This is a genomic window from Mesorhizobium qingshengii (genome assembly GCF_900103325.1).
GTDB classification, from domain to species: Bacteria; Pseudomonadota; Alphaproteobacteria; order Rhizobiales; family Rhizobiaceae; genus Mesorhizobium; species Mesorhizobium qingshengii.
The window spans coordinates 499,156-519,131 of record NZ_FMXM01000002.1; the positions used below are offsets into that span (position 1 = coordinate 499,156).

At 63.0% G+C, this 19,976-nt stretch carries 20 protein-coding genes; 13 read left to right on the forward strand and 7 right to left on the reverse strand.

Annotation, left to right across the window (positions count from 1 at the left end; genetic code table 11):
- Window positions 1-390: 390 nt before the first annotated feature.
- From BLS48_RS02520 to BLS48_RS02545, 5 genes are all read left to right on the forward strand, one after another.
- Window positions 391-1,053, forward strand: a complete 663-nt coding sequence (locus tag BLS48_RS02520) for a class I SAM-dependent methyltransferase (protein WP_091575333.1) — start codon at window positions 391-393, stop codon at window positions 1,051-1,053.
- A gap of 211 nt (window positions 1,054-1,264) precedes the next feature.
- The gene (locus tag BLS48_RS02525; protein WP_091575335.1) at window positions 1,265-1,543 is read left to right on the forward strand and encodes a hypothetical protein; all 279 of its coding nucleotides are present in this window, start codon (window positions 1,265-1,267) and stop codon (window positions 1,541-1,543) included.
- Between the two features lie 1,070 nt (window positions 1,544-2,613).
- Window positions 2,614-2,808 carry a hypothetical protein gene (locus tag BLS48_RS02535; RefSeq protein WP_091575338.1) on the forward strand — a complete coding sequence of 65 codons (195 nt, stop codon included), beginning with the start codon at window positions 2,614-2,616 and terminating at the stop codon, window positions 2,806-2,808.
- 225 nt (window positions 2,809-3,033) lie between these two features.
- Window positions 3,034-3,348 carry a GYD domain-containing protein gene (locus tag BLS48_RS02540; RefSeq protein ID WP_091575641.1) on the forward strand — a complete coding sequence of 105 codons (315 nt, stop codon included), beginning with the start codon at window positions 3,034-3,036 and terminating at the stop codon, window positions 3,346-3,348.
- Between the two features lie 1,261 nt (window positions 3,349-4,609).
- Window positions 4,610-5,041 carry a cupin domain-containing protein gene (locus BLS48_RS02545; RefSeq protein ID WP_091575339.1) on the forward strand — a complete coding sequence of 144 codons (432 nt, stop codon included), beginning with the start codon at window positions 4,610-4,612 and terminating at the stop codon, window positions 5,039-5,041.
- Window positions 5,042-5,173: 132 nt separating this feature from the next.
- On the opposite strand, the gene BLS48_RS02550 is transcribed toward BLS48_RS02545, so the two are convergent.
- On the reverse strand, window positions 5,174-5,629 hold the full coding sequence (locus BLS48_RS02550; protein WP_091575341.1) for a carboxymuconolactone decarboxylase family protein: 456 nt from the start codon (window positions 5,627-5,629) through the stop codon (window positions 5,174-5,176).
- 289 nt (window positions 5,630-5,918) lie between these two features.
- Between BLS48_RS02550 and BLS48_RS02555 the strand changes: the two genes are divergently transcribed.
- The 3 genes from BLS48_RS02555 (at window position 5,919) to BLS48_RS02565 (ending at window position 7,729) form a co-directional block, all read left to right on the forward strand.
- Window positions 5,919-6,677, forward strand: coding sequence for a copper homeostasis protein CutC (locus BLS48_RS02555; RefSeq protein ID WP_244529491.1), 759 nt, complete (start codon window positions 5,919-5,921; stop codon window positions 6,675-6,677).
- Complete coding sequence (locus BLS48_RS02560) at window positions 6,674-7,171, forward strand: GNAT family N-acetyltransferase (RefSeq protein WP_091575345.1); 498 nt, start codon at window positions 6,674-6,676, stop codon at window positions 7,169-7,171. Before BLS48_RS02555 ends, BLS48_RS02560 begins: the two co-directional genes overlap by 4 nt.
- Before the next feature lie 69 nt (window positions 7,172-7,240).
- On the forward strand, window positions 7,241-7,729 hold the full coding sequence (locus BLS48_RS02565; RefSeq protein WP_091575347.1) for an SRPBCC family protein: 489 nt from the start codon (window positions 7,241-7,243) through the stop codon (window positions 7,727-7,729).
- Window positions 7,730-7,744: 15 nt separating this feature from the next.
- Here BLS48_RS02565 and BLS48_RS02570 read toward each other — a convergent pair whose 3' ends face one another.
- The 4 genes from BLS48_RS02570 to BLS48_RS02585 form a co-directional block, all read right to left on the reverse strand.
- Entirely contained in the window at window positions 7,745-8,767 is a 1,023-nt protein-coding gene (locus BLS48_RS02570) for an acyltransferase family protein (protein ID WP_091575349.1), read from the reverse strand.
- 277 nt (window positions 8,768-9,044) lie between these two features.
- On the reverse strand, window positions 9,045-9,842 hold the full coding sequence (locus BLS48_RS02575; RefSeq protein ID WP_091575350.1) for an FAD binding domain-containing protein: 798 nt from the start codon (window positions 9,840-9,842) through the stop codon (window positions 9,045-9,047).
- 12 nt (window positions 9,843-9,854) lie between these two features.
- Entirely contained in the window at window positions 9,855-12,206 is a 2,352-nt protein-coding gene (locus BLS48_RS02580) for a xanthine dehydrogenase family protein molybdopterin-binding subunit (protein WP_091575352.1), read from the reverse strand.
- A gap of 135 nt (window positions 12,207-12,341) precedes the next feature.
- Window positions 12,342-12,842: a (2Fe-2S)-binding protein gene (locus tag BLS48_RS02585; protein ID WP_091575353.1), complete on the reverse strand. Its 501-nt coding sequence runs from the start codon at window positions 12,840-12,842 to the stop codon at window positions 12,342-12,344.
- A 246-nt stretch (window positions 12,843-13,088) separates the two neighbouring features.
- Between BLS48_RS02585 and BLS48_RS02590 the strand changes: the two genes are divergently transcribed.
- Together BLS48_RS02590 and BLS48_RS02595 are read left to right on the forward strand one after the other, a co-directional pair.
- Window positions 13,089-14,273 carry an FIST signal transduction protein gene (locus tag BLS48_RS02590; protein ID WP_091575355.1) on the forward strand — a complete coding sequence of 395 codons (1,185 nt, stop codon included), beginning with the start codon at window positions 13,089-13,091 and terminating at the stop codon, window positions 14,271-14,273.
- 1 nt (window position 14,274) lies between these two features.
- Complete coding sequence (locus tag BLS48_RS02595) at window positions 14,275-15,615, forward strand: hybrid sensor histidine kinase/response regulator (RefSeq protein ID WP_091575356.1); 1,341 nt, start codon at window positions 14,275-14,277, stop codon at window positions 15,613-15,615.
- 53 nt (window positions 15,616-15,668) lie between these two features.
- On the opposite strand, the gene BLS48_RS02600 is transcribed toward BLS48_RS02595, so the two are convergent.
- Window positions 15,669-16,352, reverse strand: a complete 684-nt coding sequence (locus BLS48_RS02600; protein WP_167364913.1) for a response regulator — start codon at window positions 16,350-16,352, stop codon at window positions 15,669-15,671.
- A gap of 175 nt (window positions 16,353-16,527) precedes the next feature.
- On the opposite strand from BLS48_RS02600, the gene BLS48_RS02605 reads away from it, so the two are divergent.
- The 3 genes from BLS48_RS02605 to BLS48_RS02615 all read left to right on the forward strand — a co-directional run bounded on the left by BLS48_RS02605 (window position 16,528) and on the right by BLS48_RS02615 (window position 19,042).
- Window positions 16,528-17,223: a fumarylacetoacetate hydrolase family protein gene (locus BLS48_RS02605; RefSeq protein ID WP_091575642.1), complete on the forward strand. Its 696-nt coding sequence runs from the start codon at window positions 16,528-16,530 to the stop codon at window positions 17,221-17,223.
- 4 nt (window positions 17,224-17,227) lie between these two features.
- The gene (gene maiA, locus BLS48_RS02610; RefSeq protein WP_091575359.1) at window positions 17,228-17,878 is read left to right on the forward strand and encodes a maleylacetoacetate isomerase; all 651 of its coding nucleotides are present in this window, start codon (window positions 17,228-17,230) and stop codon (window positions 17,876-17,878) included.
- 123 nt (window positions 17,879-18,001) lie between these two features.
- On the forward strand, window positions 18,002-19,042 hold the full coding sequence (locus BLS48_RS02615) for a zinc-dependent alcohol dehydrogenase family protein (protein WP_091575361.1): 1,041 nt from the start codon (window positions 18,002-18,004) through the stop codon (window positions 19,040-19,042).
- A gap of 29 nt (window positions 19,043-19,071) precedes the next feature.
- Here the strand turns inward: BLS48_RS02615 and BLS48_RS02620 are convergent, their stop codons facing one another.
- Complete coding sequence (locus BLS48_RS02620) at window positions 19,072-19,935, reverse strand: DMT family transporter (RefSeq protein WP_091575362.1); 864 nt, start codon at window positions 19,933-19,935, stop codon at window positions 19,072-19,074.
- Window positions 19,936-19,976: the final 41 nt, after the last annotated feature.

Genomic DNA, 19,976 nt, shown 5'->3' on the forward strand with positions numbered 1-19,976 from the left:
CCAGTGATCGTCGCCGGGGACCTCAATGAAGCGCGCGCCTGGGATCTTGGCCGCGAGGAACCGCCCCGGCCTCGGCGAGGGTGATCAGGAGCGCTGCCGCCTTGCGCAGGGCGAGTTCCACCCGCCACCCGCTGAGACGGAACTCCGGAAAACCCAGAAGTCGGAGCTTCGATCCCTCCATCGATCCGTACGCGGCCGCGGGGGACGCTGAGGGGACGCCGGCCTTCTATGTACCCAGGGGACGTCGGGCCAAGTGGGCCCGATCAGGAGACTCCCTTGGAGCGAGAAATGTCACGGATCGATACTCTCCCCCACCATCGTACGGCCGAGCCTGATTTCGGGGATGGCGCGCCTTTCGGCGCCGCGAACACCGGGTAAGGAGGCTGAGACATGTGCCAATCCTGCCTCTCCTGGTACGCACGCTGCATTGCTCCCTACCTCGTCGACGCCGGCTGTTCGGCCAACGCATTCGCCCACATGCGAAGGCGCATGATCCCGCGGGCAGAGGGCGTTGTCGTCGAAGTTGGCTTCGGGTCTGGCCTGAACCTTCCCTACTATGACGCCGCCAGGGTGGCGCTGTTGGTCGGCGTCGATCCAGACGGCACTATGCTCGGCCTGGCCGGACCGAAGAGCCGTTCCCTGCCATTCGACGTCGAATGCCTCCGGGCCAGCGGCGAGAGCCTGCCGTTGGCCGATGCCTTCGCCGACACCGTCGTCGTGACCTATGCCTTCTGCACAATTCCGGACCCCGAGGCAGCGCTGACCGAAATCCGGCGCATCCTGAAGCCGACGGGCCGGCTGATCTTCATCGAACACGGCCAGGCCGAGGGGCCGCGTTGCCGCAGATGGCAGGAGCGCCTGAACCGGCCGTGGGGATCGCTCGCTGGTGGCTGCCACCTCAACCGCGATCCCTTGCGGTTGATCTGCGGGGCGGGCTTCCGCCTGGTTGAAGAGGAGCGCGGGCGGTTCCCCCTGCACTTCTGGCAATTGGGAAGCCACTACGCTGGTGTCGCGGCACCCGACAAGTTGACGGACCTGATGATGCGGGTCTAGCCAGGCCTGTGCCTCGTTATCTCTTCAAGGCGGCCACAACGCTTGGCGCCTCACCTCGGCATGACCCTTCTCCCCGCATTTGGCGTCGCTTTCGCAAATGGCGCGATGGGGCCTTGCGCGGGTAGCAGAAGGCTATGTGAGCTATGTCATAGTCTATTGCAGGGCATCTTCATTAGCATAGTTGCATATTCTGCTACATGGGAGGAAAGCGGTGGCTCGTCCCCAACGCGACATCGGCGGTTATCTGACCAGCTACGGCGGGCTCTCGGGAACCCGAGTGGAAGTGTTTGAGGCCGACGGCGAGTGGTTCGTGCGTATTGTCGAGCATGACGAAGAGCGCACCTACTCTTTTGCGCTGAAATCATTCGCCATGGCATTCGCGGAAAGCCAGAGGATTCACATCAAGCCCCCCACGGTCGTGCGGCTGGAGCGCAACCCATCGCTCCTGTTCACACATGGCCGGTTCACGGCGGCGAACGATCGATTCTAGGATGCCGCGAGACGTGGGGGCGTCCGCGCCCTCCCCTGCCATTTTGCAATGCGTGCCGACCGCCTTTGCCCTTCATTGACAACGGGGGCAGCGGAGTCCCGCCCCCTCGACAGAGACGAGTTCGGCGAAGGCGACGATTGGAGTGGCACCTTTCCGCGACGGCACTATTTCTTGATATTTTAGAATCAGCTAATTTTATGCGGTGGCGGGACCCCAACCCTGCCAAGGCCGGCGCTCGATGGAGCCACCCTGACCCGAGGGCGTCGGCCGCATTCTGCTGGGCGGAAGCAGGCCAGCCCTATATTCCCGAACCTCGGTACTGTGCGGCCTCCATCCACAATGCAAGCGCAAGGGCAGGAGTACGGCCTTTCACCTCATATTCACGACCCCGATACGCTCCTGCCGCAATCCAGACGGTCTTTGACCGCTGATAGATCGTAATGCCCCTTGCGCCCGCCCAATTGCACAATTCTTCGTCATTTCGATGCATTAGCCCAGCCATTTCCCCATCAGGGATGTGGAAGCAATTATGGTGCTGGAGGTGCACTGGCTGTAGAGCTGCCCGCCACTCATCGTCACAACATGCGGCCGGCGCTTAACAGTCCTTCTCGCCGTTTGGATTTGGAACCGGCGCCTCTCGCACATCTCGCGGTGGCGGATCGACATGTTCAAGCTCCGGCGGTGCTTCCTTGTCACGGCGACGGACGGGTGCCTTCTCCTGGTCGGATTTCGGTGACGGATCTTTGACTTTGTTTGGCATATCCACTTCCTCCCATCCCCCGAAACCGGATCGCCGCTCTTTTGTTCCCGGCCAAGAGACCCCCCACCGAGGCAGCGGGCCATATAACCAACTTGACGACTTGATCAGGGGCGGTTTTGCGTTCGTCCGGGACCGCCGCGGGGACCAGCCCGCTGCCGGGACTTTTGGGGGTAGCAGCGGGCTGTCGGGTGTGGGAACCCAGGGAGCAGCGAAGGGCTGAATGAATTCGCTGTTCCCCGGTCAGCCTACGGGACTAGGCTCAGATGCGCGACTTACGGATTCGTAAGGAACAGGCCGGTTTGGGGGATACATGATCACTACGATGTTCCGCTGGGGCGTGATCCTGGGCGTCGTCGGCTTTGTCGGCGGGTTCATTGGACCGCTCATCTTCACGCCCGAGGCCAACCAGGGACCGCTGCTCGGCATCTTCATTACCGGGCCACTCGGGTTCGTTCTCGGCCTGGTGGTCGGGCTGGTACTTTCGTTGCGGCGACGTCGCTACTGACATTCATTCAAGCGCGCCTGCTGGGGGCGAAGCTCGCCTTGGCAGTGCTTGTGGTGGATATTCCCGCGCCTCTCCGACCGGGATTGTCATTATATTAGCCAAGGCGCATATTGTTCCGGCAGCCGGGCCCTCGATAGACCCCTGCGATTAGGTAAAAGAAAAATAGGTCTCGTGTTGTTCAACAATTTGAGCTGTCGCGAGACAATAAGATTGGGAGGAATGCCCATGAAAGTGACTGTATTGGCTAACTACGAGCCTCATGCCGCCAAAGGACTGATACAGGGCTCGGACCGGGAAGCTGCCGTCAAGGCGCTTTTTGAGAGCGTCGGCGGCAGAGTGGCCAGCATGATGTTTACGCGCGGCATCTATGACATCGTCATCAACGGCGAGGTGCCGGATCAATCCGCTGGGATGGGCTTAACGCTAGCAGTGCGGGCAAGCGGCTCGGTGAGCGACCTTGTCGTGCTCGAAGAACTTGACATGAAAGCCGTGATCGCAGCCGCCAAAAAGGCTGCCGGCGCTTACAAGCCCGCCGGCTGAATTGGGAATCGCTGAACACATGAGGCAGCACGGTTTCATTTGACGCACCGTGCTGCCTTCCGATCAGCGCTGTATCCTGGGCTACGTTTGCAAGTTTTGCCGAGATACGAACTGTCTGTTCATTCCCAGCTTACCTGTCACGCTCCGGCGGCCTTGCCACCTTGGGCGAAAGATAGGCCCGCTGCGGGAGCAACGGGCCATCGACTTGGGCAGTGGCGAATTGACCGATCGCGCGTCGGCATTGGGCAGGGACCTAGTGTCCCCTATCACCCGGCTTGTGGCCCACGTCACGCGTGTCAGCCATGGTCAGACTTGTCGTGATTCCGACGGCGGTGGAGCAGAGGACGACGATAGCCAGAACCCTGAATATTGCACGTAGCATCTTAGCCTCCTGTTCGCCGAAACCGGCCTATCCAGCGTCGGGAACGCCGGAATTATACCTTCCTTTCTCAAGGGGATTTACGACACTCGGATACCTCAATCGGCTAACCTGGCATGTCCTTTCGAGCGACTTCCCGCTGCATTTGCTCCTGTTTGTTCTGATCGAGACACCTTGCTGCGCGCGGTTTGCTTTGCCCCATCGGATGGCGACAGTTCCGACCAGCAGCGTCCAGCAGCCTCCAGCTTCCGCGATCACGCCATAACCCCGACCGTCCGAATAGGCCATGTGTGCGGGGCGGCGGACCTGACGGTTCGTCTGGCCGGTGTCACGTCTCTCCAAGACGCGGCTCCGGCCTACCGCGGCTTCCTGCAGCAAGAAAAAAGGCCGCTCCATTCGTCGCGTGGCCGCACCGGCCACCTGCCCATGTCATCGACTCACCCAATTTAAGTCAGCGCGCCGTGCTTGAAAGCGCAGCGATCTCTGTTACTTGCGGCGTGGGGTTAGTGCGTTTGGCTTGGATAAGAAAAATTGGCAACGGCTTTAGCGAATGCGGAATGCCCGCACTGTCATGGCAACGGCAGGGTTTTCGACTGCTCCAGGTGGTATGCGTCAAAGGGGCATTGTTGCCCGCAAGGAACCCATCAAACCGGTTGCCCGGGAAAGACGATCGCCTGTTCTGGATGTGCCGGCCTGGGGACGCTGGCAGAACCCAGGCTCAGTGCCGCGGCATAGCCCTCGATCGGACAGCGGCAACCACGGAGCAACCCGGGCTCCGGGTGCGGCCGGACTAAGGACGCGGCCCGGCAGGCTTCTCGCCAAAGACCCTACCTTGCACGAGGATGGCCGCCGCGCGATGCTGGCACCCCTGTGGAGCGAATCATGCGAAAAATTCTGATTCCTGGGCTGCTGCTCGCGGCGGTCCTTTCCGCAAACCCGGCTTGGGCACTGGACAGCAGCGGCACGCCCGTTATCGTCACCCCGCTTGCGTCACGCACTACAACCGCTTCCGGCCAGCCGATCATCCTGCCGGGGAAAAGCGTGCAGGTCCTGGTTTCGACCTATGACATCGCGCCGGGCGCCACCTTGCCGGTGCACAGGCATCCCTTTCCCCGCTACGCCTATGTCGAGGCCGGGACGCTGAAGGTCACCAATGTCGAGAGCGGCAACAGCAACACCTACAAGACGGGCGATTTCATCATCGAAATGATCGGACAGTGGCACCAGGCCACCAATATCGGCGACGGTCCGGTCAAGCTGCTGGTGATCGATCAGGTCGAGGAAGGCGCCAAGAATACGGAGTTGCGCCAATAGCGGCCTGCCTCACGGTCGCCGCCCGAAACCGATGTGCCGAAGCAGCCCGTCCTTCGGGACGAACTGAAGCACACCGGCAAGGTGGAGAGCGATCATTCCGGTGAGCAGCACCGCCAGCGCCGCCCTGCCCCACTACCCCCAGGCGCCGACCATCTGTCGTGTCGTGGCGTTTAGCCGGTTGAAGGCGTTGATCAGGGCGATCTGGACGACCAGGGCGGCCAGCGCCTTTTCATCATAGTGCCGGGCGGCTTCGTCCCAGACATCGTCCGGCACCGCGTCCGGCCGGTCGGCGAGCCTTGTGCCGGCCTCGGCGAGCGCCAGGGCCGCCCGTTCGGCGTCGGTGAAGTATGGCGTCTCCCGCCATGCCGCGAGGGCAAAGATGCGCTCGTCCTTTTCGCCGGCCTTCTTCAGTTCGCGCGCATGCATGTCGACGCAGGCGCTGCAGCTGTTGATCTGGCTGGCGCGCAGATGGACGAGCTTGCGCGTCACATAAGGCACCTCAGCCGCCACGGTCGACTTGTCCAGCGCCAGCAGGGCCTGCAGGGCGCCGGGAAAGAGCGCTACCGGATTTTTGATCCTTGCTTGCATATCTGCCTCCTTCTTGAAGAGTTTTGTCAGGGCGTGTTTTGCCGAGCCCGGATGCCACGCATCGAGGCTTCAGTGTTTGATTCAGCCAGTTAGCCGGTCGCCGTTGGCGGCGTATCGTCCACGCGGGATCAATAACCGGCAGGCTATTGGTTAATCCATAACCAATCAGCTATGAAATTGTCAAGCGTGGAATTTGATGCCTGGCCCAAGTGGCGGCGCGCTGTTCGCGCTTTCGCGCCAACCGGCCCGATGCTAGGGCTGGCGCCGACATCATCGACTGGATCGCCCCTTGACCAAACAACCTCGCCTGCCGCTGATCGAAATCTGTGTCGAAGGCATCGATGGCCTTTTGGCAGCGCAGGCTGCCGGCGCCGACCGGGTCGAACTGTGCGCCAGCCTGGTCGAAGGCGGCATCACGCCGAGCCTCGGCACGGTGCGCGCCGCCCTCGACCAGGCGACCGTGCAGTTTCATGTCATGGTGCGGCCGCGCGGCGGCGATTTTCTCTACAGCAACACCGAATATCGCTCGATGCTTGCCGATGTCGCCGCGCTGCGCGACCTCGGCGTGCCCGGCGTGGTGTTTGGCTGCCTGAACGCCAATGGCACCATCGACGAGGAGCGCATGAACGAGTTGACGAGGGCCGCCGGGCGCCTGAACGTCACCTGCCACCGCGCCTTCGACATGACGCGCGATCCGGCCGAGGCGCTCGAAGCGCTGATCCGCTGCAAGGTCGGCCGCGTGCTGACCAGCGGCCAGCGCGACACCGCCATCGAAGGCATCTCACTGCTGGCGGATCTGGTGCGGCAGGCCGGCGACCGCATCGTTATCCTCGGCTGTGGCGGGCTCGACCTTGGCAACATCGCCGAGGTGCGCAAAAGGACAGGACTGGCCGAAATGCATTTTGCCGCCCTCAAGGACGTGCCGAGCGCCATGCACTACCGCAACCCCCATGTCGGCATGGGCGGCTCCGACCTCGACCGCGAGTACCGCAACACCTTGACCGACACGAACCTCGTGGCGGCGACGATCGCGGCAGCCAAGGCATGACCGCGACCCCAGCCTCGATCAGCCGTGTAGCGCCCGAAGACGAAGCGGCGATCCTTGCGCTCAACAACGAGCACGCAGTCGAACTGTCTTGGCTGGAGCCAGAGCGGCTGTCCTTCCTGCTCGGCGAGGCATTCTACGCGCGCCGCATCGGCGACCTCGAAGCCTTCATCATGACCTTCGACCAGGACGCCGGTTACGACAGTCCGAATTTCGTCTGGTTCCGCGAGCGCTACCCGCGCTTCGTCTATGTCGACCGTGTCGTCGTGGCGGCACAAGCGCGCGGCCGTGGCCACGCCCGCCGGCTCTATCAGGATCTGTTTGACCATGTCGCAGCCGCCGGCCACACGCTGGTCACCTGCGAGGTCAATATCGATCCGCCCAACCCGGCTTCCGATGCCTTTCACGCCGCCCTCGGCTTCACCGAGGTCGGCGATGCCGTCATCCATGGCGGCAAGAAGGCGGTGCGCTACTATGTCAGGCAGATCCCCGCCTGATCCGCTGGCGCTGGCCACATAAAAAAGCCGCAGCTAATATGGGTGTTTCCGCCAACCGGAGGAACCCCGATGGCAAGCAATGTCTTCCGTTTCGACGAAAGCTGGCACATCCCCGAGGGCACGCCCCTGGAAGTGTGGGAGGTGCTCTCGGATGCCGAACTGCTGCCGCTCTGGTGGGGTGACGTCTACAAGGAAGTGGTGCCGCTGGACAGGAGAGGCAAGGCGTCCATCGGTTCGCGCGCAAGAGCACGGGCTCGCGGCGCCCTGCCCTATGAACTGAATTTCATCATCGAGGCAGCGGAACTTGAGCCCGGCCGGCTGGTGGTGGTGAAAACCCTTGGCGACTTCGACGGAGTGTGGCGGGCCGAATTGTCGCCGTCGGGCACCGGCACCCATGTCCAGCTGACCTGGCAGGTCACGGTGCTGAGACCAATCCTCAAATTCCTCGCACCGCTGCTGCGGCCGGCCTTCGCCTGGAACCACCGCTGGACGACGCCGCGCGGCGAAGCCGGCCTGCGGCGGTATCTTAAGGCGCGGAAAAACAGCGCCTCGGCCTGACGATGACGGCGGTATTCACCAATTGCGGTTGAGCCATTCGCGTGCCGGCCGCTCGATGACGTAGTAGCTGCAGAGCGCGCAGGCAAAGACCCCGGCCAGCATCAGCCATGGGTTGCTGCCATGCTCATAGACGAATTTGTAGAACGGCTGCTGCCACAGATACAGCGAATACGACCACAGCCCCAGCATCGTCATCGGCGATGAGGACAGCAATCCGGTCAGATAGCCGGTGTTGAAATCGAGCGCGTTGACGGCGAGCGCCAGCAGCGGCACCGCCAGGAGATAGTGGATCGGCGTCGGCACCGGATCGAGGAACAACACAATCGCGCCGACCGTTGCCGCCAGCGCCACGTGCGTGCCCCTGAACACCGCCGGCAGCCTGCCCTCGGCCTTGAGCAGGCAGATCGATGCCGACAGCAGGATCGACGCGATGTGCACGTCGGTGCGCCAGTAGGTGGTCTCGTAGTCCAGATCGAACACCCAGTACGAGATCGCGCCGTTCCCCATGGCAAACAGGGCCAGTGTCACCAGCAGTGGGATCACGCGGTTGCGGCTGAAGACGAGCGCGCTGATCAGCGCCAGGATGATATAGGCGTGCTCCTCGACGCAGAGCGACCAGATATGGTCCAGCGCCCCGGCCCGGGTAACGAGAATGCCGGCATAATTGTAGGTGAATGTCAGCGCCGTCAGCGCCGCCTTCCATTTGAAGGCGATGAATGTGCCGGAGAGCGCAATCATGGCAACGATGACGAACACCAGCAGAGCCGGATAGATGCGCGAGAAGCGGCGCTTGAAGAATTTCTTCAGCGGGTAGCGTTCGATGAAAAGGATCTCGGCCATCAGCCGGCCGCTGAGCACGAAGAAGAATTCGACACCCAGAACCCCGAGATTGATTCCGGGAACAGGGAAAAAATGGCCGATCAGCACCAGGGCTATCGACAGGCCGCGCCAGCCGTCGAGATAGGCCAATCTTGTCCTGGCCGATCTGTCGGTGGCGGTTAGGGACCGAACCATATGGGTTGCGGAAATGTCGGACATTCCGATCCTTTCGCATTGGTCATGCGAAAGGGTACGGCGGTACGCTGTCCAAACCCGGCTCGCATTCCCGCCCCAAATCATATTGCAGTGCAATATCAGTTTGTGCAAGTGCGAGATTGCTGCCGGGGCAGTTTCAGGGGCAGTAAGCGGCCGGAACTGCTTGAAGCAAAGGAGGCTGGCGCGGCAGCGATTCCTTCAGAAACTGGACGACTACAGCCCGCCACATATGAAAAAAGGGCCGTGAAGGCCCTTTTTCATTGCAGTGTTCTCGCACGTTTCAGGCGTTCGCGGCAGCCACCGCGCGCTTGGCCATCACCGCGATCAGATTTGCGCGGTAGTCGGCCGAGGCGTGGATGTCGGTCATCAAATTCTTCGCCGGCACCTTGACGCCGTCGAGCGCGGCGGCCGCGAAATTCTTGGCGAGCGCTGCCTCGATCTCTTTCGAGCGGAAGACGCCGTCGTCGCCGGCGCCGGTGACGGCAACGCTGACGCCGTCCTTGCCCTTGGCCACGAACACGCCGACGATCGCGTAGCGCGATGCCGGGTTGCGGAATTTTTCATAGGCAGCCTTGGCCGGCGCCGAGAAGGTGATGGCGGTGACGATTTCGCCATCCTTCAACGACGTCTCGAACAGGCCCTTGAAGAACTTGTCGGCCGCGATCTGGCGCTTGTTGGTGACGATGGTGGCGCCGAGCGCCAGCAGCGCCGCCGGATAGTCGGCCGCCGGATCGTTGTTGGCGATCGAGCCGCCGATTGTCCCCCGGTGGCGCACCGCCGGATCGCCGATCAGCGACGCGAGATGGGCAAGCGCCGGACAGGCCTTCTTCAGCTTCTCGTCCCGGGCGACGTCGTAATGCGTGGTGGCGGCGCCGATGGTGACGGTCTTGCCCGACACCTTGACGCCTTGCAGTTCCTTGATCCGCGACAGGTCGACAAGATCGGAAGGGGCTGCAAGCCGCGTCTTCATGGCCGGGATCAGCGTCATGCCGCCCGACAGCAGCTTGGCGTCGCCGGTCTTGACGAGTTTGGCGGCATCCGTGACCGAGGCGGCGCGGTGATAGTTGACCGAATACATGCTTCTTCCTCCTCAGTGTTTCGTCGTCGCGCGGATCGCTGCCCACACGGTGGACGGCGAAGCCGGCATGGCGAGATCGTTGCTGCCGATGGCGTCGGTGATGGCGTTGATCACCGCCGGCGGCGAGCCGATGGCGCCGGCCTCGCCACAGCCCTTGATGCCGAGCGGATTGCCCGGGCACGGCGTGTTCGAGGTCGAGACCTTGAACGACGGCAGGTCGCCGGCGCGCGGCATGGTGTAGTCCATGTAGCTCGCGGTCAAAAGCTGGCCACTATTGTCATAGTGGGCACCCTCGAGCAGAGCCTGGCCGATGCCTTGCGCCAGTCCGCCATGCACCTGGCCTTCGACGATCATAGGGTTGATGATGTTGCCGAAATCGTCGGCGGCGACGAACTGGATGATCTCGGTGGTGCCGGTTTCCGGGTCGACCTCGACCTCGCAAATGTAGCAGCCGGCCGGGAAGGTGAAGTTCGACGGATCGTAGAACGCCGTCTCCTTCAACCCGGGCTCCATGCCGCCCGGCAGATTGTGGGCGGTATAGGCGGCGAGCGCCATCTGGAACCACGGCACGTTCTTGTCGGTGCCGGCCACCTTCAGCGCGCCGTTCTCGATGACGATGTCGCCCTCGTCGGCCTCGAGCAGGTGGGCGGCAATCTTCTTGGCCTTGGCCTCGACCTTGTCGAGCGCCTTGACGATCGCCGACATGCCGACCGCGCCCGAGCGTGAACCATAGGTGCCCATGCCCATCTGCACCTTGTCGGTGTCGCCGTGAATGATCGAGACCGAATCGAGCGGCACGCCAAAGCGCTCGTTGACCAGTTGCGCGAAGGTCGTTTCATGGCCCTGGCCGTGGCTGTGCGAGCCGGTCAGAACCTCGATCGTGCCGACCGCGTTGACGCGAACCTCGGCACTTTCCCAAAGGCCGACACCGGCCCCGAGGCTGCCGACCGCCGCCGACGGCGCGATACCGCAGGCCTCGATGTAGCAGCTCATGCCGATACCGCGCAGCAGCCCCTTCTTGGCGGCGGCGGCCTTGCGCTTGGCAAAGCCGGCATAGTCCGACGCCTTCATCGCGGCATCGAGAGAGGCTGCGTAGTCGCCGGCGTCATAGCACATGATGACCGGCGTCTGGTGCGGGAACGAGGTGATGAAGTTCTTGCGCCGCAGCTCCGCCGGCGAGACGCCGAACTGGCGCGCCGCGGTCTCCATCATGCGTTCCATGACGAAGGTCGCTTCCGGCCGCCCCGCCCCGCGATAGGCGTCGACCGGCGCTGTGTTGGTGTAGATCGCCTTCACATTGGCGTGGATCGCCGGGATGTTGTACTGGCCCGACAGCAGCGTCGCGTAGAGATAGGTCGGCGTCGCCGACGAGAACAGCGACATGTAGGCGCCGAGATTGGCTTTGGTCTCGACCTTCAGGCCAAGAATCTTGTGGTCTTTGTCGAAAGCCATTTCAGCATGGGTGTGATGGTCGCGGCCATGCGCGTCGGTGAGGAAGCTCTCGGTGCGGTCGGCCACCCATTTGACCGGCACGCCGGTCTTCTTCGACGCCCAAAGGCAGACGATCTCTTCGGGATAGATGTAGATCTTCGAGCCGAAGCCGCCACCGACGTCCGGCGCTATGACGCGCAGCTTGTTTTCCGGCGCGACATTGTAGAAGGCGCTCATTACCAGCCGCGCGACATGCGGGTTCTGCGACGTCGTCCAGCAGGTGTAGTGGTCCTCCGCCTTGTCGTAATGACCAAGGGCGGCACGCGGCTCCATGGCATTGGGAACCAGGCGATTGTTGATGATGTCCATCTTGACGACATGGGCCGCCTTCTGGAAGGCCGCCGCCGTGTCGTCGGCGTTGCCGATGTCCCAATCAAAGATCAGATTGTTGTCGGCCTCGGGATGGATCTGCGGCGCGCCCTTGTCCATCGCCTTCGAGGCGTCAACGACGGCCTTCAGCTCCTTGTAGGTGATCTCGACCGCCTCGGCCGCGTCACGCGCCTGGCCCTTGGTTTCGGCGACCACGATGACGACGGCGTCGCCGACATAGCGCACCTTGTCGAAGGCCAGCGGCGACCACGCCCCCATCTTCATCGGCGAGCCATCCTTGGAGTGGATCATCCAGCCGCATATGAGATTGCCGATACCGTCGGCCTTGAGCTCCTTGCCGGTCAGCACGCCAATGACGCCGGGCATGGCTTGAGCCTTTTTGACGTCGATCTTCTTGATCTGCGCATGCGCGTGCGGGCTGCGCACAAAGGCAGCATGCTTCATGCCGGGAACCACCATGTCGTCGACATAGCGGCCGGCACCGGTGATGAACCTTTTGTCTTCCTTGCGCGCCACACGAGCGCCAACACCTTCAATACCCATCAGAAATTCCTCCCGAATTGCCGAAATAGCGAATAGTGAGTAGCGAATAGCAAGGGGCGGTTGGGATGGGTTGGCGCCTGGTCAGAGGAACTGACCGCGCTGATCCCTGTTCGCCATTCCCTATTCGCGTTTTCCCTAGGCAGCCTGCCTGGCTTTGCCCTTCGACGCCTTGGACATCGTCTTCGATGCGGCGAGGATCGCCTTCACGATGTTGTGGTAGCCGGTGCAGCGGCAGATGTTGCCTTCGAGTTCGGCGCGCACCGTCGCCTCGTCGAGGCCTTCGGGGTGGCGGTTGATCATGTCGGTCGCCGTCATGATCATTCCCGGCGTGCAGAAGCCGCACTGGAGCCCATGATGCTCCTTGAACGCGGCCTGCACCGGATGCAGATCGGCGCCATTGGCCAGGCCTTCGATCGTCACGATGGTCGAGCCGGAGGCCTGTACCGCGAGCATCGTGCAGGACTTGACCGCCTTGCCGTCGACATGCACGACGCAGGTCCCGCACTGCGAAGTGTCACAACCAACATGCGTGCCGGTAAGGCCGAGATTCTCCCGCAAGAAATGAACCAGCAGCGTTCGGTCCTCGGCAGTGCCATTGACCCGCTTTCCGTTCACCATCAACGAAACGTCCGACATGAATCCTCCCTGGGTATAACCTTGGTCATCACGCTGCCGACGCGGTGTTGGCGCTTCGGCCATGCGTTATTCGTACACCGCATAACGTACAAAAAACAGCACGTCGAAAACTCGGCTCATTGTACTTTCGATCATGGCCGGGCAAAACGTGCAATCCGGTCGCCCCATTGCCAAAACGCCGATTGAAGACAACAATGCCATGCGACGCCCGCGCGCCCGACGCGCATAAAAACAGCGTCGGAGGAAATGCGGAGGACGCCGCTGGCCAGTTCACGGACCCGCTATGCATGCGGTCTGTCGGTGCTCACCTCGGACGAGCCCGACCCGAATGCGTTTGCACGCGCGGTGGCCACTGAGGCTGCCGCCATCGATGCCGGCTTTGCCCTGCTGTTCTTTTCCCAGAGCCTGGTCGAGGCCAGCGCCCTTTCCAAGGCACTCAGGACCCATGCGCCGACGCTCCATCACGCCGGCTGCTCGACCGCCGGCGAGATCACGCCGCAAGGCCTCGAGGACGGCCACGTGCTCGCCATGCTGCTTCCGTCGGCGTCATTCACCGCGGTCAGCACGATGGTCGACGATCTGTCCTCCTCGGGCATGGACAGGATCACCGGCGAAGTCGAGGCGCTTAGGCGCTCGTTGCGTGGGCGCGTCGGCCACGAGCAGACCAGGAACACCTTCGCGCTTTGTTTCATCGATGGGCTCTCCTATGCCGAGGAGGCGGTGAGTTCGGCCATCCACTGGGGTCTCGACGACATACCGCTGCTCGGCGGCTCGGCTGGCGATGACCTGAAATTCGAGACGACACGGCTGATCTCGAATGGCAGGGTCACCTCCGACAGCGCCATCATCGTGCTGATCGCCACGGAAATTCCCTTCCATGTCTTCAAGACCGACAATTTCGTTCCCACCGACGAAAAGCTGGTGGTGACGTCATCCGATCCCGATCACCGCATCGTGCGCGAGTTCAACGCCACCAACGCGGCGGAGGAATACGCCGCCTCTGTCGGTATCCTCCCGCAGACATTGACGCCGCTGAGCTTTGCCTCGCATCCAGTGGTGGTGAAGGTGGGCGGCGAATACTATTGCCGCTCGATCCAGAAGATGCACCCTGACGGCTCGCTGTCGTTCTTCTGCGCCATCGACGACGGCGTCGTGCTGTCGATCGCCCAGCCGATGGACATGGTCGAATCGACGCGCGCCGCGCTGCGGGATGTCGAGGAGAGGCTTGGCGGCATCGACATGATCCTCGGCTTCGACTGCGTGCTGCGCAGGCTGGACGCGCGCAACCGTCAGGTCTTCCGAGACATTTCGGAGCTCTACCGGGTCAACAATGTCATCGGCTTCGGCACCTATGGCGAACAGTACCGGTCCATGCATTTGAACCAGACTTTCACCGGCATCGCCTTTGGCGAACGCCAGGCGGCGGAATAAGATGCCGCTCAGGGACATCAACGACCTCGAAAGGCTGAAGAAGATCAACGCGGCGCTGGTCAGCCGCGTCGAGCGATCGATGGACCAGCAGGGCAACGCCTTCTCACTGTTCCAGACCGCGATCTCGCTGGAAAATCGAGTGCGCACGCGCACCGAGGAATTGCACTCGACGCTGCGTAGGCTGGAACAATCCAACATCGATCTCAGCGCCGCCAAGGAAAACGCCGAACTGGCGAACCTGTCCAAGACCCGCTTCCTCGCCGCCGCCAGCCACGACGTGCTGCAGCCGCTGAACGCCGCCCACCTCTCCGTCTCGGCGCTTGCCGAAGTGCAGACCAGCGACGAGGGCAGGAAGCTGGTGCGGCAGGTCGAGCGCTCGCTGGAGACGATGGAGGACCTGCTGCGCACGCTTCTCGACATCTCCAAGCTCGATGCCGGCGTGGTGCAACCCGACATCGGCGACGTCAGCCTCGAGGCGCTGTTCTCGTCGCTGCGCTCGGATTTCCAGCCAGTGGCGGAACTGAAGGGGCTGTCGCTGAAGTTCCGGCCGGTCAATGCCGTGGTCCGCTCCGACCGGACGCTGCTGCGCCGCATCCTGCAGAACATTCTTTCCAATGCGCTGGGCTATACCCGCTCGGGAGGCGTGCTTGTCGGCACCAGGCATCGCGGCGACACCATCCGCATTGACGTCGCCGATACCGGTTGCGGCATTCCCGACGACCAGCGCGAGGCGGTGTTCGAGGAGTTCCACCGCGGCACCTCGTCGGCCAATGCCGAACTGGACGGCGGCGGTCTTGGGCTCGGGCTCGCCATCGTGCGCCGCATGGCCAGCGCACTCGGCCATCCCGTGACGTTTTCATCGAAGGTCGGGCGCGGCACCATCTTCCACATCGATGTTCCGGTCGGCATCGGCGCCCCCGCCGACGCCATCGCCAGCCTCGCCGACATGGAGCGGCCGCGCGGCTACGGCCTGTTCGGCACCAAGGTGCTGCTGGTCGAGAACGATGCCGAGGTGCTGCAGGCCATGACCTTCCTGCTCGAACGCTGGCAATGCCTGGTGCGGGCCGCGACCTCGACCGACGATGCCCTGGACCTGCTTGGCGACACCGACTGGGTGCCCGACATCGTCATTGCCGACCAGCATCTCGACGGCGGCGATCTCGGCACTGCCACCATCGCAGAGGTCCGCGACTATCTCGGCCGCGCCGTGCCGGCGCTGATCGTCACCGCCGACAGCTCCGAAGCCGTCGCCAAGGCAGCGCGTGCGGGTGGCATCGAACTGATGCGCAAGCCGGTGAAGCCGGCGCAACTGCGCGCGCTGCTGGCGCATCTGCTGGCTTAGACCCTCAACCCTTCCCCTGTTGGAGCGCGCGTAGCGTCGGGCAAGGTGAAAGATCAAAATCCCCCCTGGTCCCGAAACAGCTCCGCATTGTCCAGCTTCGAAACCTCGATGACAGCCTGCGTGCGGCTATAGACATTGAGCTTGCGCAGGATTTCGGAGACATGCGCCTTGACGGTGGTTTCCCCGACCTGCAGCTCATAGGCGATCTGCTTGTTGAGCAGGCCCTGGCGCAGCATCTGCAGCACGCGTAGCTGCTGCGGTGTCAGCGTGGACAGGCGCTGCACCATGTCGGCACGGTCGACGCTATCGGCGTCCGGTGTGCGGCCTTCATAGGTTTCCGGCACGTAGATCGCGCCTTCCATCACCGAGCGGATGGCGGCGGCCAGGTCGCTCTTGCGCGCCGATTTCGGAATGAAGCCGGCAGCACCATAAGACAGCGCCTCGGAAATGATCTTCGGCTCCTCATAGCCCGAGACGATGACAACGGGCAGGCGCGGATAGCGGGTCCTGAGCTGCAGCAGGCCATCGAAGCCGTGCACGTCGGGCATGCTGAGGTCGAGCAGCGCAAGATCGAACGGCTTGGCGCCGGCCAGAAGCTCGAGCGCCTCGGTGATCGAGCGCGCCTCCACCGTGTCGACTTCCGGATAGGCCATCTGCACCGCGCTGTGCAACGCCTCGCGAAACAGCGGGTGGTCGTCGATGATCAGGAACCGGGCGCGATCGTGGACTGCGGTCATGGGGTTCATTTCAGTTCAGAGGCGATTAGAATAATCTCGCCAGCATGGCCAGATTATTGCCAAATAGTATATCGCCATCTCTTGGAAAGAGCCCGGGCCGGCGTTTCCGATGACAATCGCCTTGCCCGGCCATCCAAATCGGTCGAATGTTCCGGCAACCAAGCAGAGACCTTACATGACAGAGTTCGTCCTTCCCCCGCCAGCAATCGCATCGGTGGCCGTTGCCGGGTCGCCAGAGCGTTTCGCGGTGCGGCGCATCTTCTGCGTCGGCCGCAATTATGCGGCGCATGCCCGCGAGTTCGGCAATGACGAGCGCGATCCGCCCTTCTTCTTCACCAAGCCGGCCGACGCCGTGGTCGATTCCGGCGCGACGATCCCCTACCCGCCCTTGACTGGCAATTTGCACCACGAGATCGAACTCGTTGCCGCGATCGGCAAGCCGGGCTTCCGCATCGCCCGCGAGCAGGCGCTGGATCATGTCTGGGGTTACGGCGTCGGCATCGACCTCACCCGCCGCGATCTGCAGGACGAAGCCAAGAAGATGGCGCGACCCTGGGACTGGTCGAAAGCCTTCGACCGTTCCGCTCCCTGCGGCCCGCTGATCCCCGCGGCAAAATCCGGCCACCCGCAAAAGGGCCGTATCTGGCTCGCCGTCGACGGCAAGGTCAGGCAGGACGCCGACCTCGCCGAGCTGATCTGGCCGATCGCCGATATCGTGTCGATCTGCAGCGAGGCGGTGGAACTGGAGCCCGGCGACCTGATCTTCACTGGCACGCCGGCCGGCGTCGGCGCGGTTCGTGCCGGCGACAAAATGACTGGTGGCGTCGACGGCATCGGCACGATCGAAATCACCATCGGCCAGCCGAAGTGAACGCATGAGCGATATCGTCCTGCACAACTACTATCGCTCCTCCACCTCCTATCGGGTGCGGATCGCTCTGGAGATGAAGGGGTTGACCTACGACTACATCCCGCATCATCTGCGCCATGGCGAGCATCTGGAGCCGGCCTATCTCGCGGTCAATCCGCAAGGTCTGGTGCCAGCGCTGATCTGGAACGACGGCACGCTGCTGACGCAATCGCTGGCGATCATCGAATTCCTCGAAGAGATCCGACCCGAACCACCGCTGTTGCCGAAGGACCCGCTTGGCCGGGCTCATGTCAGGATGCTGGCGCAGATGATCGCCTGCGACATCCATCCCGTGAACAATCTGCGCGTGCTGACCTCGCTGCGCACCCTGTTCGGCGCCGGCGACCAGGACATCACCAACTGGTTCCGTCACTGGGTCAACGAGGGCTTTCAGCCGCTGGAGACGATCCTGGCGTCCTCGCCCGAGACCGGAGAATTCTGCCATGGCGACACGCCGGGGTTGGCGGATATCTGCCTGGCCGCGCAAGTCACCAGCAATGCCCGCTTCGGCGTCGACATGACCCCCTACCCGACGATCGCGCGCATCAATGCCGCCTGCATGACGCTGCCGGCCTTCCAGAAGGCCGCCCCCCAGAACCAGATCGATGCCGAATAGGGCTTCATTGGTCCACGCGGCATCGGTATCCAGAGCAGCAGCCTGGCGGAATCGATTTCCGCTTGACCGGACAGGGAATCGGCTATCGTTTCCTGCAGGGCCGCGTGAAGGGTGGAGTAACCAATGAGAGCCGTCGTCTTCGAGAAATTCGGCGAAGCGCCGACGATCCAGACCGTCCCCGATCCAAAACCGGCGCCCGATGGCGTCGTCATCAAGGTCGAGGCGACCGGGCTGTGCCGCAGTGACTGGCATGGCTGGATGGGTCATGACGCCGATATCACGCTGCCGCATGTGCCGGGTCACGAACTGGCCGGTGTTGTGGTCGCCGCCGGCAAGCAGGTGACCCGCTGGAAGGCCGGCGAGCGTGTCACGGTGCCGTTCGCCGTCGGCTGCGGCCGCTGCTTCGAATGCACCTCGGGCAACCATCAGGTCTGCGAACACCAATCGCAGCCCGGCTTCAACGCCTGGGGCTCCTTCGCCGAATATGTCGCCATCGACCATGCCGACACCAATCTCGTGCGCTTGCCTGATGAAATGGAATTCGCCACCGCCGCCAGCCTCGGCTGCCGCTTCGTCACCTCGTTCCGCGCCATCGTCGACCAGGGCCGGGTGACGCCCGGCGAATGGGTGGCGGTACATGGCTGCGGCGGCGTCGGCCTGTCGGCGATCATGATTGCCAGCGCCATGGGCGCCAATGTCATCGCCATCGATCTCACCGACGAGAAGCTGGATTTCGCCAAGAAGATCGGTGCCGTGGCGACCATCAATGCGTCCACGACGCCGAATGTGGTCAAGGCCGTCAAGCAGATCACCAATGGAGGCGCCCATATGTCGATGGACGCGCTCGGCCACCCCACCACATCGTTCAACTCGATTGCGAACTTGCGCCGACGCGGTCGCCATGTGCAGGTCGGCCTGATGCTGGGTGAACACGCCCGCCCGCAGGTGCCGATGGACAAGGTGATCGCCTTCGAGCTCGAAATCCTCGGTAGCCACGGCATGCAGGCCTACCGCTACCAGGCGATGATGGACATGATCCGCCACGGCAAGCTCAAGCCCGAACTGCTGGTCGGCAAGAAGATCAGCCTCGACGAAGCACCCGCCGCGCTGATGGCGATGGGCGGCTTCGAGGGGATAGGGATTGGGGTGATAACGAAGTTCTAGTCGCGGGAGCCGCCCTTCCGCGAAGCCACTTATCTCGCAAATTTTTTCGCGCCGAACACGCACAGCACCACGCCGAGCGTGACGATGACCATCAACGGACTGACCTGCTCGTGCAGCAGCGTCGCCGCCAGCGCGAGACCGAAGAAGGGCTGCAGCAGCTGCAATTGGCCCACCGCGGCGATGCCGCCCTGTGCCAAGCCACGATACCAGAACACGAAGCCGATCAGCATGCTGAACAGAGAGACATAGGCCAGCCCGATCCAGGCGTTGGAACCGACGGCTGCGAAGGACGGTGGCAGCGTCGCAAAAGTCAGCAGCAGCATGACCGGCAGCGACAGCGTCAGCGCCCAGCAGATCACCTGCCAGCCGCCGAGCTTGCGTGACAGCGCCGCCCCCTCGGCATAGCCCAGACCGCAGGCGACGATGGCGGCCAGCATCAGACCATCGCCCACCGGCGAAGCGGTGACGCCCTGCGTCAGGGCAAAGCCCGCGACGAGCGCGCTGCCGACGCACGAAAACAGCCAGAACGCCGGGCGAGGACGATCGCCGCCACGCAGCACGCCGAAAATCGCGGTCGCCAGCGGCAGCAGACCGACGAAGATGATGGAATGGGCCGTGGTGACGTGCTTCAGCGCCAGGGCGGTCAACAAGGGAAAGCCGACAACCACGCCAAGGGCGACGATCGCCAGCGACAGCAGATCGCCGCGCTCCGGACGCTTCTGTCGGAACAAGAGCAGCATGGCCAGACCAAGCAATCCGGCAATTGCCGCCCGGGCCGATGTCAGGAATGTCGGATCGAAATCCACCACCGCCACACGCGTCGCCGGCAGCGAACCGCTGAAGATCAGCACGCCGATAAATCCGTTCACCCAACCGCTCGCGGTCTTGTCCATTGCGGGCTCCATTTCTTTCGCCCTCTATCGGGCCGGCGCAT

What these genes read in the sequence shown, in the direction of transcription:
- BLS48_RS02600 (WP_167364913.1), bottom strand. Translation starts at nt 16,352, where the DNA reads ATGACCGCAGTCCACGATCGCGCCCGGTTCCTGATCATCGACGACCAC.
- BLS48_RS02535 (WP_091575338.1), top strand. Translation starts at nt 2,614, where the DNA reads ATGATCACTACGATGTTCCGCTGGGGCGTGATCCTGGGCGTCGTCGGC.
- BLS48_RS02585 (WP_091575353.1), bottom strand. Translation starts at nt 12,842, where the DNA reads ATGTCGGACGTTTCGTTGATGGTGAACGGAAAGCGGGTCAATGGCACT.
- BLS48_RS02615 (WP_091575361.1), top strand. Translation starts at nt 18,002, where the DNA reads ATGAGAGCCGTCGTCTTCGAGAAATTCGGCGAAGCGCCGACGATCCAG.
- BLS48_RS02590 (WP_091575355.1), top strand. Translation starts at nt 13,089, where the DNA reads ATGCGGAGGACGCCGCTGGCCAGTTCACGGACCCGCTATGCATGCGGT.
- BLS48_RS02560 (WP_091575345.1), top strand. Translation starts at nt 6,674, where the DNA reads ATGACCGCGACCCCAGCCTCGATCAGCCGTGTAGCGCCCGAAGACGAA.
- maiA (WP_091575359.1), top strand. Translation starts at nt 17,228, where the DNA reads ATGAGCGATATCGTCCTGCACAACTACTATCGCTCCTCCACCTCCTAT.
- BLS48_RS02580 (WP_091575352.1), bottom strand. Translation starts at nt 12,206, where the DNA reads ATGGGTATTGAAGGTGTTGGCGCTCGTGTGGCGCGCAAGGAAGACAAA.
- BLS48_RS02540 (WP_091575641.1), top strand. Translation starts at nt 3,034, where the DNA reads ATGAAAGTGACTGTATTGGCTAACTACGAGCCTCATGCCGCCAAAGGA.
- BLS48_RS02620 (WP_091575362.1), bottom strand. Translation starts at nt 19,935, where the DNA reads ATGGACAAGACCGCGAGCGGTTGGGTGAACGGATTTATCGGCGTGCTG.
- BLS48_RS02570 (WP_091575349.1), bottom strand. Translation starts at nt 8,767, where the DNA reads ATGTCCGACATTTCCGCAACCCATATGGTTCGGTCCCTAACCGCCACC.
- BLS48_RS02575 (WP_091575350.1), bottom strand. Translation starts at nt 9,842, where the DNA reads ATGTATTCGGTCAACTATCACCGCGCCGCCTCGGTCACGGATGCCGCC.
- BLS48_RS02545 (WP_091575339.1), top strand. Translation starts at nt 4,610, where the DNA reads ATGCGAAAAATTCTGATTCCTGGGCTGCTGCTCGCGGCGGTCCTTTCC.
- BLS48_RS02520 (WP_091575333.1), top strand. Translation starts at nt 391, where the DNA reads ATGTGCCAATCCTGCCTCTCCTGGTACGCACGCTGCATTGCTCCCTAC.
- BLS48_RS02595 (WP_091575356.1), top strand. Translation starts at nt 14,275, where the DNA reads ATGCCGCTCAGGGACATCAACGACCTCGAAAGGCTGAAGAAGATCAAC.
- BLS48_RS02605 (WP_091575642.1), top strand. Translation starts at nt 16,528, where the DNA reads ATGACAGAGTTCGTCCTTCCCCCGCCAGCAATCGCATCGGTGGCCGTT.
- BLS48_RS02565 (WP_091575347.1), top strand. Translation starts at nt 7,241, where the DNA reads ATGGCAAGCAATGTCTTCCGTTTCGACGAAAGCTGGCACATCCCCGAG.
- BLS48_RS02550 (WP_091575341.1), bottom strand. Translation starts at nt 5,629, where the DNA reads ATGCAAGCAAGGATCAAAAATCCGGTAGCGCTCTTTCCCGGCGCCCTG.